12 protein-coding genes and 1 pseudogene are annotated in these 13492 nt (G+C 57.1%); 3 read left to right on the plus strand and 10 right to left on the minus strand.

The features are described from left to right. Positions 1–20: 20 nt before the first annotated feature. Positions 21–650 (minus strand): NADPH-dependent F420 reductase, encoded by a 630-nt coding sequence (locus EL29_RS20540; protein WP_019106719.1) that lies wholly within the window; start codon positions 648–650, stop codon positions 21–23. Between the two features lie 103 nt (positions 651–753). Between EL29_RS20540 and EL29_RS20545 the strand changes: the two genes are divergently transcribed. Beyond that, positions 754–1662, plus strand: a complete 909-nt coding sequence (locus EL29_RS20545; RefSeq protein ID WP_028715981.1) for a LysR family transcriptional regulator — start codon at positions 754–756, stop codon at positions 1660–1662. A gap of 9 nt (positions 1663–1671) precedes the next feature. On the opposite strand, the gene EL29_RS20550 is transcribed toward EL29_RS20545, so the two are convergent. The 7 genes and pseudogenes from EL29_RS20550 to EL29_RS20580 all read right to left on the minus strand — a co-directional run bounded on the left by EL29_RS20550 (position 1672) and on the right by EL29_RS20580 (position 8564). Then, positions 1672–2307 (minus strand): Vat family streptogramin A O-acetyltransferase, encoded by a 636-nt coding sequence (locus EL29_RS20550; RefSeq protein WP_028715982.1) that lies wholly within the window; start codon positions 2305–2307, stop codon positions 1672–1674. 120 nt (positions 2308–2427) lie between these two features. After that, a complete protein-coding gene (locus EL29_RS20555) occupies positions 2428–3543 on the minus strand; it encodes a M20 family metallopeptidase (RefSeq protein WP_019106721.1) in 1116 nt (371 codons plus the stop codon). Further along, positions 3543–4299: pseudogene (locus EL29_RS20560) on the minus strand (glutamine amidotransferase). Before EL29_RS20560 ends, EL29_RS20555 begins: the two are co-directional and overlap by 1 nt. Before the next feature lie 12 nt (positions 4300–4311). Further along, positions 4312–5391, minus strand: coding sequence for a phosphotriesterase family protein (locus tag EL29_RS20565; protein WP_013024400.1), 1080 nt, complete (start codon positions 5389–5391; stop codon positions 4312–4314). A 3-nt stretch (positions 5392–5394) separates the two neighbouring features. After that, positions 5395–6396, minus strand: a complete 1002-nt coding sequence (locus EL29_RS20570) for an ABC transporter permease (protein WP_026021094.1) — start codon at positions 6394–6396, stop codon at positions 5395–5397. Between the two features lie 22 nt (positions 6397–6418). Then, positions 6419–7165 carry an ATP-binding cassette domain-containing protein gene (locus tag EL29_RS20575; RefSeq protein ID WP_028715983.1) on the minus strand — a complete coding sequence of 249 codons (747 nt, stop codon included), beginning with the start codon at positions 7163–7165 and terminating at the stop codon, positions 6419–6421. A 376-nt stretch (positions 7166–7541) separates the two neighbouring features. Further along, complete coding sequence (locus tag EL29_RS20580) at positions 7542–8564, minus strand: LacI family DNA-binding transcriptional regulator (RefSeq protein WP_028715984.1); 1023 nt, start codon at positions 8562–8564, stop codon at positions 7542–7544. Between the two features lie 325 nt (positions 8565–8889). On the opposite strand from EL29_RS20580, the gene EL29_RS20585 reads away from it, so the two are divergent. Further along, positions 8890–9840 (plus strand): ABC transporter substrate-binding protein, encoded by a 951-nt coding sequence (locus EL29_RS20585; RefSeq protein ID WP_028715985.1) that lies wholly within the window; start codon positions 8890–8892, stop codon positions 9838–9840. Here the strand turns inward: EL29_RS20585 and EL29_RS20590 are convergent. Then, positions 9833–10714, minus strand: a complete 882-nt coding sequence (locus EL29_RS20590) for a ribokinase (RefSeq protein ID WP_028715986.1) — start codon at positions 10712–10714, stop codon at positions 9833–9835. The two genes, EL29_RS20585 and EL29_RS20590, sit on opposite strands and share 8 nt — an antisense overlap. A 29-nt stretch (positions 10715–10743) precedes the next feature. On the opposite strand from EL29_RS20590, the gene EL29_RS20595 reads away from it, so the two are divergent. Then, positions 10744–11589: a BtpA/SgcQ family protein gene (locus tag EL29_RS20595; protein ID WP_028715987.1), complete on the plus strand. Its 846-nt coding sequence runs from the start codon at positions 10744–10746 to the stop codon at positions 11587–11589. 345 nt (positions 11590–11934) lie between these two features. On the opposite strand, the gene EL29_RS20600 is transcribed toward EL29_RS20595, so the two are convergent. Beyond that, positions 11935–13224 carry a DUF445 domain-containing protein gene (locus tag EL29_RS20600; RefSeq protein ID WP_013024407.1) on the minus strand — a complete coding sequence of 430 codons (1290 nt, stop codon included), beginning with the start codon at positions 13222–13224 and terminating at the stop codon, positions 11935–11937. Positions 13225–13492 lie beyond the last annotated feature (268 nt).

Consider the following 13492-nt stretch of genomic DNA (forward strand, 5'->3'; position numbering starts at 1 on the left):
CCTGTCGCCCTCAACCTGTTTTAGCGACGGGAAGTGCCTGCCAGCGCGGCCTTCAGTTGAGCGCGTGTCATGCGTACGCAATATACTGGCGTCCCGCGTTCGAAACGCCAGCCTTCAGCTAACGGCCCCACATCGACCGGATCGAAGCCAAACGTGTCGTATAATGTAGCGACACGCTTTTTAGCCTGCTCATCATCCCCTGCCAACGGCAGTGCACGTCGGTTCGAATCGCCTGCAGGCAGCCCCTGAACCTCCAGGTCGGTCATCTGAATGGCATTAAACGCTTTTACGACGGTCGCGTCAGGGAACTGCTGGGCCAGTCTTTCGCTAGTGGTTAGCGTACCGTTATCCAGTTCTGCAATCTGTCCATCGCGCTCGGGATAGTAGTTTACCGCATCAATTATTAGCTTATTTTTTAGTCGTGATGATGGAAGCTGTGCCACAGCGTTAAGTGGCACGGCAATCACCACCATGTCGCTAAAGTCCGCCGCTTCCTCTACGGTGCCAGCTTCGCAGCCAATCATAGGTTTCAGGCTAAATAACGTCTGCGGTCCGCGAGAGTTACTTAACATTACCTGATGGCCCGCCTGGGTTGCCAGTCTGGCGACCGCTCGTCCAACAAACCCTGCACCAATAATGCCGATTTTCATTATGTCGTCCTCCAGTATTGTCGATAACAATCACGTTAATTAAAAATATTTGGTTGATAAATACGCAGTTAAGAGCAAGATAAACAACAAAAAGGAGGGAATGATGGACAGGCTTACCAGCATGAATGTTTTTGTCAAAGCCGCAGAGGTTGGCTCCTTTGCTGCGGCAGCCGAGCAGCTTCGACTCTCACCTCAAATGGTGGCAAAACATATCGCCAGCCTGGAAACGCGACTGGGCACGGTGCTGCTGAACCGCACGACGCGGCGGCAAAGTCTGACGGATGTTGGCCGTAATTACTACGAACGCTGCAAGGTTGTTCTGGCAGAGGCGGAAGAGGCCGACGCGATTGCCATGGAGATGAAAAGCACACCTTCAGGCATACTAAAGGTGAGCGCGCCCCTGACCTTCGGTGCGTTCACTCTGGCACCTTTTATTACTCGTTATCTGGCACGCTATACGGAAATTCAGGTTGACCTGGAACTTAGCGACCGCTTAGTTGAGCCGTTTGAAGAAGGGTACGAAGTAGTGATTCGTATTGGTGAATTAACGGACAGTTCATTAGTTGCGTATCCGCTTAAGCCTTATCGGTTGATTGCCTGCGCTTCGCCCACCTATCTGGCACGAATGGGCATGCCCGCAACGCCCGCAGACCTGATGGATCACGTGTGTTTGGTGTATGGCATCTGGTCACCGTCCATGCCTTGTCGTTGGCATTTTCAACGCGCTGGCAGGGTTGAGGAAGTAAAACCACAGGGCCGCTTCCGTTCTAATGACTGGAAGGCGCTGTTGCACGCAGCACTGGAAGGACATGGTGTGACGCTCGGGCCGGCCGATGTGCTGAATGAAGAGATCGAAAAAGGCCGGCTTATACAGATTTTGCCGGAATACGATGGACCTGCGCGGCCAATGAATATGTTAATCCCCACAGGTCGACGTCAGACGGTGAAAATTCGCAGTTTTGTTGATGCCATTAATCAGACATTTGGTCTGCACCGCAGCACAACGGACTGATTCCCGAGGCTACTTCTGGCACGCCAGCAGCGCCTCCACGTCTCCCGACACAATCTGCCCAAGGTGCGCAGTAATCCATGCCGGTGATTGGTCCCACCACGCCAGCGACTCCAGTTGGGCCACTACCTCTGGGGCAAAGCGGGCACGGACGGGCTTCGCGGGATTACCGCCGACGACCGTGTAGGCTGGCACGTCCGAGGTGACGACGGAACGGGAAGCGATAATCGCGCCGTTACCTACCTTAACGCCGGGCATGATCAGGGCCTCATAGCCTATCCACACATCGTTACCGATCACCGTGTCGCCCTTGTAGGGCAGATCGCCTTCGCCCGGCATCACCTTTTCCCAGCCATTGCCAAAGATTTGAAACGGGTAGGTCGAGATGCCGGACATTTTGTGATTGGCGCCGTTCATAATAAACTGCGCCCCTGTCGCAATGGCACAAAACTTACCAATAATCAGCTTATCGCCGATGAAGGGATAATGGTAAAGCACGTTACGCTCGAAGTTTTCCGCGTCCAGCGGGTCATCATAATAGGTGTAATCACCCACGATAATATTGGGATTGCGGACGGTGTTCTTGATAAAACATACCTGCGGAAAGCCAGCCAGAGGATGGGGAGCGGTGGGATCGGGTCCGTTCATAATGGCGCCTTTTATCTGATATCAGGATGGGCGGCAGTGCGATGCCACGCCGATGCGCTTACCTCTGCCGCAGCGGCGCAATGAGCATACCATCCTTTCAGAAGAGCATCCGATCGTAGGTCATCGCACCCCGTCACAAATCAACGCACCATAAAGCGTCTCCGCCTCGGCTAACCTACTCAGCAGGCAATATTCATCGGTCTGATGCGCCATCGACGGCTCGCCGGGGCCCAGAATTATGCAGGGCGGATTGCCCAGCGCGGGCAACAGCAGTGAAGCATCGGTGAAGTAGGGCACAATGCGCGGCACCAGGGGCGCATCATGTAATGGCTGGCATCGTTGATAAACCGCCTGAATCCATGCGTGATCGCCTTCACTGAGTACCGCGGGCAGGTCCACCAGCGTAGATATCGTCACACCTTCGCCCAGTAAGGTGCTGAGCTGCTGACGGATGGTGGCGTGCTGAAGATTGGGCGCGCTACGAATATCCACGTCAAACTGCGTGCGGTCAGGCACGGAGTTAATGTTCAGGCCGCCTGTGATGCGCCCGACGTTGATCGTGGGCTGTTTCATCAGCGGATGCGGCGCGCCGGGGGAGAAATGCTGAATTTTACCCAGCGCATCGGCGGCCAGGTAGATCGCATTGATGCCCAGCTCCGGCATCGCGCCGTGCGCGGTTTTACCGCGTGTTTCACAGCGCAGCCACAGTGCGCCTTTGTGGCCGATAACCGGATAGTTCGCGGTGGGTTCGCCAACGATCAGCGCGCCCACCTCGGGCAGGTCAGCGGTATCGATCAGCGCCCGCGCGCCGTCGCAGCCGGTTTCCTCACCGCCGGTAATCAGCAGCACCACGCCCGGCCCTTGGCGAATGGCCTGCTGGTGCGTGACGCAGGCCACGGCAAAGGCGGCAACGGCCGCTTTCATATCGCTCGATCCCCGGCCATAGAGCCGATCGTCCACGATCTCGCCAAAGGGATCGTGTTGCCAGTCGGCGTTACCGAGCGGCACCGTATCCAGATGGCCGGTAAAGGCCAGCGCAGGTCCGGCCTGCTCGCCGCGCAGGCGGGCTATCAGGTTATGGCGTCCTTCGCCGAAGGATGACAGCGTGACCTCGAAGCCGTTTTCCTCCAGCCAGCCGGCAAAAAACATCATGCAGGCGGCTTCGTTACCCGGTGGATTGAGGGTATCAAAGCGGATCAGCTGTAACGCCAGATCCGCCGTGCGGGTAAGGGCCATCAGTGGCGAACCGTTAACCAGTCAAGACAGTTGATCCACAGCTGGCGATAACCCTGCCACTGGGCAAATTCCTGCGGCAACCAGTGGGCAGACATATCGCTGGTCCACACCAGCGAGCGGCCCTGCTGATATTCGCGCACCGCCAGCAACGGATGCGCGGTGCCGGCAATGGTTGCCAGCAGTTTGCCTTCAGGGTGCATTTCCACTTCGTTATAGCCCAGTAACCACGGCCATTCGTCGGGCATGTCGGTAAACAGCGCATGGGATTCGGTGACGCTCGGATAAGAGCCTTCGGGCGTTTCGATGCGGTCGTCCCAGGCCAGGCAGCGTACCGGCAGCACTTTCTCGACCGCCGTGTTGCGATAGCGCGCGCCGCCGTTGATGCCCTGAAAACTGAAGTAGCCGCCGATCATCATCAAGGCACCGCCCGCCGCCACATAGTCGTGGATCAGCGTCAGACGGTTCGCCGTGCGCTGGCTCTTCAGCCAGGTATCCGGATGCAGCAGCAACGTGTTCGCGCCGATATCCGACAGAATGATCGCGTCCCACGCTTGCAGCCCGGCCAGCGTCAGCGGAAATTCGGTCGCCGCCGCGTGCGCGGGCATATAGGTGATGGCATAGTCGCTGTCGGCCAGCGCCCGCCATAAAGTCGGTTGCACCATTGTGCCAGGTGGCGGTGGCAAACTGATCGAAGCCTTTAACGTGAACGGACGTGCTGGTCCAGGATTCCCCGACCAGTAAAATTTTCTTCTGCATTACGGTTCTCCCTTACCCACCAAAAACGCGCTGTGGGTTAGCAATCAGTAAGGTTTCAAGTTGTTCGCCGCTCACGCCGTGGCGTTTCAGGCGCGGAACAAAATGTTTAAGGATGTAGCCATAGCCGTGGCCGCCGTAGCGGGTCAGCATGGTTTTCAGGAACACGTCCTGGGACAGCAAAATCTGCTCAATAAAGCCGTCATCGATCAGTTCACGGATGGCGCGGGCGTTCTCTTCGTCGGACGGTGACTGCGCGGACTCGTCGGCGTAGTAATAGCTCATGCCGATCATGTCGTATTCCAGAAACGCACCGCGCTGGGCCAGCTCACGCTGATAGCGCTTGTCGGCAAAGCTGGGATTCATGTGGCACAGCACCACGTGGCGCAGATCGGCCCCTTCGTGTTCAAGAATATCCAGCACCTTGTGCCCCAGCCGCTCCCAGCCGGGCAGATGCACCTCAATCGGCACCCGGGTTGCTGCACTGGCCCGGCCCGCCGCCCGCAGGGATTTTTCCTCGCTGGCGGTAAAGCGGCTGGACACGCCGATCTCACCGATCAACCCGGCGAGTACCTCGGGTTTTTCTTCCCGGCCGCCAAGGTCGTAAATCAGCTTGTCAGCTAACGCCTCGACGCTAATCGTTTTCACCCATTCCGGATGCGAAGGCTCCAGGTACAGGCCGGTGCTCATGATGATGTTCAGCCCGGTCAGGCGGGCGATGCGCTGCAATGCCTTGGGATCCCGACCGATGCCGATATTGGTAGGATCGACAACCGTGTCACCGCCGAGAGCACGGAACTTCATCAGCTCCTCAATCGCCAGATCCACATCGAACAGCTGACAATTATCGCGGCTGATTAACGGGTTAAGCGACAGTTCGCCCAGGTTTTCCATACTCACCGGCATTTCCGCTAAATGGCGATCGCCACAGCAGCAGGGCGGCACCCACTTGCCGGACGCATCCAGCAGAATGTGTTCATGCATCAGCGTCACGCCCATCTCACTGACCGGCAGCGGCCCCAGCACCGTCATGACATAGCCGCTGTTGATGCCGAGCGGTAGGGGATCCGGATGCCGAAAAATAGAGTGTTTCATTGGCTATCCTTTTGCCGCCGCGCGGGTCGGGTTGAGAATGCGGGTATTCAGCCAGATCGCCAGCAAAATAATCGTACCGGTCGCGATCTGCGTGTAAAAAGGAGAGATGTGCGACAAAATCAGGCCGTTCTGAATAATGGCAATCGACAGCGCGCCCAGCAATGTACCGATGATGGTGCCGAAGCCGCCAAACAGGCTGGTACTGCCCAGCACCACCGCCGCAATCACCTGTAACTCAAAGCCTTCGCCCTGGTTAGAGGAGCCGCTGCCCAGACGGGCGGTGATAATCATGCCCGCCAGCGCGGCAGCCATGCCGCTGATGATATAGACCTTCATGGTCACGGCTTTGGTGTTAATCCCGCTGCGGCGCGCGCCTTCGGCATTCGCGCCAATCGCGGTGACATAGCGACCAAAACGCATATGATTAAGCACGATATGGCCGACAATCAGCACCACAATGCCGATCAGCGCCGGCATCGGCACGCCCAGCACTTTCGCGCGCCCCATAAAGGCAAACAGGCTGTCGGCAGGAATGGGAATGGAATAGCCCTGGGTAATCAGCAGCGCGACCCCGCGCACCACGGCTAAGGTGGCAAGCGTGACGATAAAGGCCGGAATGCCCTCATAGGCGATAAAGAAGCCGTTGATAGCGCCCACCAGCGCGCCCAGCAGCAGGCCGCCCAGCAACACCACCGGCCAGGGCAGTCCCCAGTTGTTCAGCGCAATAGCCGACAGCGCACCGACCAGCGCCAGCGTCGATCCCACCGAAAGATCGATCCCGCCCGTGGTGATCACCAGGGTCATCGCCGTGGCGACGATCAGCAGAGGCGCGCTCTGGCGAATGATATTGAGCCAGTTAGCACTGCTGAGAAAGTTGCCGGTGATCAACGAAAACACCACGCAACAGAACACAAAGAACAGCGCGATGCTGACCACGCCAGAGTGATTGTGCAGCAGGCGACGCGGCAACGAGTGTTGGGCCATACGGGAACCGCTCAGATTCATAATAGTCATCCTGTTACCTCGCTCAGTGCGTCGCCGCAGAGCGGGCGACAAATTTTTCGCCCACGATCAAATTCACAATTTCGCCCAGATCGGTGTCCGCCACCCGGCGGTCTGCCACGTTGGTGCCTTCGTACATCACCATGATGCGATCGCAGACCAGGAACAGATCCTGCAGGCGATGGGTAATCAGGATCACGCTGACGCCGCGCGCCGATACCCGACGAATCAGCTCCAGCACCGCTTCCACCTCGGCCACGGCCAGCGCGGCGGTGGGCTCATCCATGATCAGCACTTTGGGATCGAAGGCGGCCGCGCGTGCAATGGCAATCGCCTGACGCTGTCCACCGGACAGATTGCGCACCAGCAAACGCGTATCAGGAATGGAAATGCCCAGGCCTTTCAGCATTTCGCGCGCATCAGCGTGCATTTTCTCTTCATCAAGAAACGGAATGCCGAGGATCGATTTCATCGGCTCGCGCCCCATAAACAGGTTGCCCGCCACATCCACGGTGTCGCACAGCGACAGGTCCTGATAAACCATTTCGATATGGCAGCGGCGAGAATCCGCCGGATTGTTGAACTGCTGCTCTTCACCGTCAATGCGGATCGTGCCGCTGGTGGGCACCACCGCGCCAGACAGCACTTTGGTCAGCGTGGACTTGCCCGCGCCGTTATCGCCCACCAGGCCCAGCACTTCGCCGGGCGCCAGCTGTAAGTTCACGCCGCGCAGGGAACGTATCGCGCCGTAGGTTTTGGTTATATTCACCATCTCTACCCGTGCCGGGGCAGTTTGTGATTGCTGCATTCGATAACTCCCATCACCACTAACGGGAAAAGCTGAACAGAGATAAAAAAACTTTATCGTGCACGGTTTACGCCCTTGTAAACCGGTTTACCTGCCAGATAAAGCCCTCATACATAATCTCTGAACAACCGCTGTAACGATATTTGCTTGCCAGATACGTCATTGCAGCATCCGTGCCAGCCTGCAACACAGGCAGTACACATCCGGTTTAACACGTTGTTTTTAAACACGTTTAAATGTTAATTTTTGGTAAACCGGTTTACTAACTATAACGCGAAGAAATTAAAAAGCGCGTTATTTGCGCTAAAGTTGTGCACTTTTGCGCCATTTTGGGACGCTGTTAACACATTCGTATCGAATCGCGCGCCACCCATTCCACCGCAAGGCGGGTTTCAGGGGGAATATCGGGCTCGTTATTCAGGATGCGCAGCATAATGTGAACCGCCGTGCGGCCCAGTTCCCGGGCGGGCTGGCGGATGGTGGAAATGCGGGGTTGGGTAAAATCGGCATAGGTGGCGTCGTCAAATCCCACCAGCGACAGCGCCTCGGGAGCCTGTAACCCGCGTGCGCGCAGGCCATCCAGCAAGCCCAGCACCAGATAGTCACTGGCGGCAAACACGGCGGTTGGGCGGTGCGGCCGGCTGAACAGGTGTTGAAGCGCCTGTTCGCCAAACTCACGCTGGTATTCGCCGTACATCACCCATTCAGGCGGCACGGTCAGGCCCGCCTGCGCCATGGCGGTGCAGAAGCCCTGATAGCGTTCGCGCACGCTCATCAGCTCATCCGGCCCGCCAACAAACGCGATATGACGATGACCGGCGGCGATCAGCTTTTCGGTAGCAATGCGCCCGCCCTGCACGTTATCGGCGAACACCTTTGGCACTCTGCTGCCGGGAATATCTTCATCCAGCAGCACAATACGCTGGTGACGGTTAATTTCCTTACGCAGCAGCCCGTTATCCGGGTGGTTGGTGGTAAACAGCAAACCATCCACCTGGCAGGTATCCAGCCAGCGGATAAACTGGCTTTCTTTGCCGGGATGGTTGCGGGTGATGCAGAGCACAAGGCTGTAGCCACAGGCCGAAGCGGCTTCTTCCGCCGCGTCCGCCAGTTCGGCGAAGAAAGGGTTAGTAATATCGGGCAGGACCAGCCCTAAGGTTTCACTGCCGCCTTTGCTCAGGCGGCGCGCCAGGCTGTTGCCGCGATAATCCAGCTGGCGAATGGCGGCTTCAATGCGGTCGATGGTGTCCTGCGGCAGCATAATGCTTTGATTCATATAGCGGGATACGGTCGCTTTTGACAGCCCGGCCAGCGTCGCTACGTCGGATAACAGCACCCGTTTTTTAATCATATCCACAGCCATCTTGCCCAGAATCGGCTATCTGTAACACAGTTACGCGCGCCGGATACAGTATTTTTGCGCTGCCCCTGGCGATAAAATAATCGCTTGACAAAATCTGAGCGGAAGAGAATGGTAGAGACAGTTTACCGCATTACCCGGGAGTCACTCCCACACCGGCTTAGCCCGTTTCAGGTGTTCACCATAATGGACAGTGAGCAGAAACGCGGTTATTCAGGTTCAGGCTGAATAAGCCATTCACACGATATTTGCCCGCCAACAATAATCCCTCTGCATTTCGATGCGGAGATCGACTGGTTATCGCACATTCCCGACGAGGAATTTTAAGATGATGGCATTTAACACCAGAAAACTGCGTTCTGTTGCGCTGGCAACGGGCTTACTGGCAGCGGGTTCGTTTTTTACTTTGGCTCATGCAGCACCGACTTATGCGCTGGTACAGATCAACCAGCAGGCCTTGTTCTTTAATCAGATGAATCAGGGCGCACAGGAGGCAGCGAAAGCTAGCGGTAAAAATTTAGTGATCTTCAACGCCAACGATAATCCCGTGTCGCAAAACGACGCGATCGAAAATTATATTCAGCAGGGCGTGAAGGGCATTATGGTGGACGCGATTGACGTCAACGGCATTATGCCTGCGATTAAAGAAGCGGCTGCCGCTAAAATACCAGTGATTGCGATTGATGCGGTATTACCGGCTGGCCCACAGGCGGCGCAGGTGGGCGTGGATAATCTGGAAGGCGGTAAGATTATCGGCAAATATTTTGTCGATTACGTGGCGAAAAATATGGGCGGCAAAGCGCGGCTGGGCATTGTGGGCGCGCTGAACTCAGCCGTGCAAAACCAGCGTCAGAAAGGCTTTGAAGAAACCATTAAGAGCAATCCTGGCATTACCGTCGCGGACGTGGTGGATGGCCAGAACGTGCAGGACACCGCGATGACAGCAGCAGAGAACCTGATCACCGGCAACCCGGACCTGACGGCCATTTATGCCACTGGTGAACCGGCGTTACTGGGCGCGATTGCGGCCGTAGAGAACCAGGGGCGGCAGAAAGACATCAAGGTGTTCGGCTGGGATCTGACGTCAAAGGCGATCACCGGTATCGATAACGGTTATGTCACTGCCGTTCTGCAGCAGGACCCGAAAAAAATGGGTGAAGAGGCGGTCAAAGCTCTGAACGCGGTGACGTCCGGCAAAACCGTGTCGAAAACCATTCTGGTACCGGCGACGGTCGTCACCAAAGCCAACGTGGACAGCTACCGCGCGATGTTTAAGTAACGCCTGACTCGCCGCCTGCACTCAGCAGTGCGGCGAGTTCGTTGACGGAGGGGAAGGCACTCAGCGTGCCGCGACGGCTCACCGTGATGGCGGCGGCCTGACTGGCGTGAGTAAGTGCTAACTTATCAATCTGAACCTGGCGCCTGAGTGCCGACGCCAGCATGACGGCAAGAAAGGTATCGCCCGCGCCGGTGGTATCCAGCGCCTCGACGGGCGTGGCAGGGCAAAACTCGCGGCGGTCGCCCTGAATCAGCCAGGCACCCGCGCTACCGTGAGTAACCACTAACGTTTTAACCGCTTCAGGATGCAACTGCCGGGCTTCGTGCTGATTCACCACGGCAATATCCACCAGCGGCCAGCAGGCACTGAACCCGGCATGGACCGGCGAAGGGTTAAAGACGGTGATCAGGCCACGCGACTTCGCCAACTGGAACAGCGCATGGGTTTTCTCCGGCGAGAAGTTGCCCTGCTGCACCAGGACATCGCCAGCGCGTGCCGCGGCCAGATGTGCACTGATGATATCAATGCTCAACGCATCGGCTGCCCCGGTGCTGGTAATAATGGCGTTGTCGCCGTCGGCGCTGTTGAGAATAAGCGAGGTATCGCTAAAGGGATGAACCGGTTCAGCGGGCATAAAATAAAGCGGCTCCAGAGTGAGCTGCTGGCGAAGAGTTATTCCATTGCTGTCTTTGCCCGTCGCGGCAATTAAATGGGTTTCTATGCCGCAGCGGGATAACAGAATCGCCTGATTCGCGCCTTTACCGCCGATATCCTGCGAAACTTTATTTCCATGAACCGATGCGCCTTTTAAAGGAATATCGGCAATGCTCCAGGTTTCATCGACAGTGATATTTCCGGCCACATAAACACGCATAGTGTTTCCCTGAACAGGATAAAGACAAGATGGTTGCTATATCAGCAGAAAAAAATGATGCAATACAAGCGATATTTTCCCGCCCCAAAGCGGTCATTGGCGTGATTCACTGTGACCCGTTTCCCGGCTCGCCTAAATACCGGGGGAAATCAGTCAAGGCGATAACAGAGCGTGCCCTGCGCGATGCGGAAAATTATATTTGCGGCGGCGTTCATGGCCTGATTATTGAAAACCACGGCGATATTCCGTTTTCAAAACCCGAGGATATTGGCCCGGAAACGTCGGCCCTGATGGCGGTTATCACGGAAAAAGTGCGCGAACGGTTTGGCGTGCCGCTGGGCATTAACGTGCTGGCGAACGCGGCGCTGCCGGCCTTTGCCACCGCGCTGGCGGGCGGGGCGGATTTTATCCGCGTCAACCAGTGGGCGAATGCTTACATCGCCAATGAAGGCTTTATTGAAGGGGCCGCCGCCAAAGCGTTGCGCTACCGCAGCCAGCTGCGTGCCGAACATATTCGGGTGTTTGCCGACAGCCATGTTAAACACGGCAGCCATGCGATAGTGGCCGACCGCTCCATTCAGGAACTGACGCGCGACGTTGACTTCTTTGACGCGGACGCCGTGATCGCCACCGGGCAGCGTACCGGCGACAGCGCCACCCTGGACGAAATCGACGAGATCCGCGCCGCCACCGCCTTACCGCTGCTGGTGGGGTCGGGCGTCACGCCTACCAATGTCTGCCAGATCCTGGGCCGCACCCAGGGCGTGATTGTCGCCAGCGCGCTCAAGGTGGACGGCGTCTGGTGGAACGATGTGGATCTGGAAAGGGTTAAACACTTTATGGCCGTGGCGCAGGCGGCGCTGGATAAGGCCTAGCCGCTGTTTAGCGTCAGCCACAGGCAACAAAAAACCCCGCGGGTGAGGCGAGGTTTTTTGTTTACGTAAGCACGGTTACGTGCGGTGCACATCCTGCATTATCAACCTAATCAGCCTGTTACAGGCAGCGGAAAGGGTCGCAGGCTGTAAGTGCTCCTGACCACAGGAGCCAGCGTATGAGATGGATAGAAATCGCTCGCGTATTTCTTAAGCTCATGGTTGCACTACTGCAACTGCTTGAAATTATCGTGAACTCCTTCAGGTAAATCACGTTCAGGCCGCACCTGAGGGAGGTGATATTCACCTCCCTTTAATCACAGGGTTCGAAAAAGCAGAACGGTTACGTCAGGCCAGCCAGCCTTTCACCACCGGCAGCACCGCCGGAATCTGCGACAGCAGGTAGAGAATCAGGCCGATGGTGCCGCCCACCAGCGTGCCGTTGATGCGGATAAACTGCAGGTCCTTACCGATATTCAGCTCGATCTGCTGCGACATATCGCGCGCATCCCAGCTTTTCACCGTGTCGCTGATATGGCGCGTCAGGAACGCCGCGAATTCTGGCGCGACGCTGCGGGCGGCGTCTTCCAGATGCTGATTCATGGAGCTACGCAGTCCTTCATCGGCGGCCAGGGTTTCGCCCAGCCACAGGGCCGCCTGACGGACCTTGTCCTGCACTTTTGACGCCTCGCTGTTGAGATCCGCTTTCAGCCAGTCGCGCAGATCGCCCCACAGCTCGCCAATATAGCGGTTCAGCGTGGGATCGTCTTTCAGCCAGCCTTTGATCACCTCGGCGCGCTCGGCCATCTCGGGATCGTTTTTCAGCTTTTCGATCAGGCGATCCACCGCGCGATTAAAGCCCAGCCGCAGCTCGTGGCCCTGATCCAGCGCCACGTCATCCAGCAGGGAATCCACCGCGTTGGCAACCAGCTCTGCGCTGTGCTCTCCCAGCCATTCTGTCGGCAACATTTTGGCCTTGATGGGGTGCTCGCGCTTCAGCCAGCGCACCAGCTGGCTGGCGATAAATTCCCGGGTGCTGGGCTTATGCAGCAGCCGCAGCAACTGCTCGACCGCCGCATCCAGCAGTTCCTGATGTCGGTTATTTTTGGTCAGGCTTTCCAGCATCAGCGCGCCGCTCTGGCTGAGATCCACCTTGTCGATCGCCTTATGCACCGCGCGGCGCATGAAGTGCTGGATGCGCGCGTCATCGGTCAGATCGAGAAAGCCGCGCATGACCTGTAGCAGGTGGCGACCGATCCGATCGGCATTGCCGGGCGCGCTCAGCCAGGTGGCCAGCATCTGCGAGGGATCGTGACGGCGGATCAGATTCAGCATCGAATCGGTATCCAGAAACTTTTCCTGCACAAAGCGGCCCAGATTCTCCCCGATGCGATCTTTATTGCGCGGGATGATCGCCGTATGACGGGCAATAAACGGCACCGGTACGCGGCGAAACAGCGCCACCACCGCAAACCAGTCAGCCAGCGCGCCGACCATCGCGGCTTCGGCGATGGCTTTGATGCCGCTGACGTAAAAGTTGGGCGGCAGAAACAGGGTAACCACAAAGGTAGCGGCAGCCAGCAGCAGCAGCGACAGCGCCAGACGTTTGGTCCGTTTTAGTTCACGTTGTTTATCCATGTCCTGATCTTAGCAGCTTGCCTGATGATTAAGTATAAAATGCCGGTTTGCGCCCGTGTTACCCCGATCAGAATGGGGCTTGTTTAACGCAGTAAATTTGCGACAAAGTAGATGAGTAGTGAGATGAATCACACCAAAGTTTATCCCCAGGATAACGGCTTTCGTGAATCAGGTGCCCGGCATTAGAAACAGGATTCAATGCACGAAACGGATCAGGGTTAAATCACGGGTTAACCGGCGGCGGGCAGCCGAAACGAATCAGGTCTCC

The organism is Pantoea ananatis LMG 2665 (assembly GCF_000710035.2).
In the GTDB taxonomy this organism is placed as follows: domain Bacteria; phylum Pseudomonadota; class Gammaproteobacteria; order Enterobacterales; family Enterobacteriaceae; genus Pantoea; species Pantoea ananatis.

Coding starts and splice junctions, on each gene's coding strand:
- EL29_RS20540 (WP_019106719.1), bottom strand. CDS start 650: ATGAAAATCGGCATTATTGGTGCAGGGTTTGTTGGACGAGCGGTCGCC.
- EL29_RS20545 (WP_028715981.1), top strand. CDS start 754: ATGGACAGGCTTACCAGCATGAATGTTTTTGTCAAAGCCGCAGAGGTT.
- EL29_RS20550 (WP_028715982.1), bottom strand. CDS start 2,307: ATGAACGGACCCGATCCCACCGCTCCCCATCCTCTGGCTGGCTTTCCG.
- EL29_RS20555 (WP_019106721.1), bottom strand. CDS start 3,543: ATGGCCCTTACCCGCACGGCGGATCTGGCGTTACAGCTGATCCGCTTT.
- EL29_RS20565 (WP_013024400.1), bottom strand. CDS start 5,391: ATGAAACACTCTATTTTTCGGCATCCGGATCCCCTACCGCTCGGCATC.
- EL29_RS20570 (WP_026021094.1), bottom strand. CDS start 6,396: ATGAATCTGAGCGGTTCCCGTATGGCCCAACACTCGTTGCCGCGTCGC.
- EL29_RS20575 (WP_028715983.1), bottom strand. CDS start 7,165: ATGGTGAATATAACCAAAACCTACGGCGCGATACGTTCCCTGCGCGGC.
- EL29_RS20580 (WP_028715984.1), bottom strand. CDS start 8,564: ATGGCTGTGGATATGATTAAAAAACGGGTGCTGTTATCCGACGTAGCG.
- EL29_RS20585 (WP_028715985.1), top strand. CDS start 8,890: ATGATGGCATTTAACACCAGAAAACTGCGTTCTGTTGCGCTGGCAACG.
- EL29_RS20590 (WP_028715986.1), bottom strand. CDS start 10,714: ATGCGTGTTTATGTGGCCGGAAATATCACTGTCGATGAAACCTGGAGC.
- EL29_RS20595 (WP_028715987.1), top strand. CDS start 10,744: ATGGTTGCTATATCAGCAGAAAAAAATGATGCAATACAAGCGATATTT.
- EL29_RS20600 (WP_013024407.1), bottom strand. CDS start 13,224: ATGGATAAACAACGTGAACTAAAACGGACCAAACGTCTGGCGCTGTCG.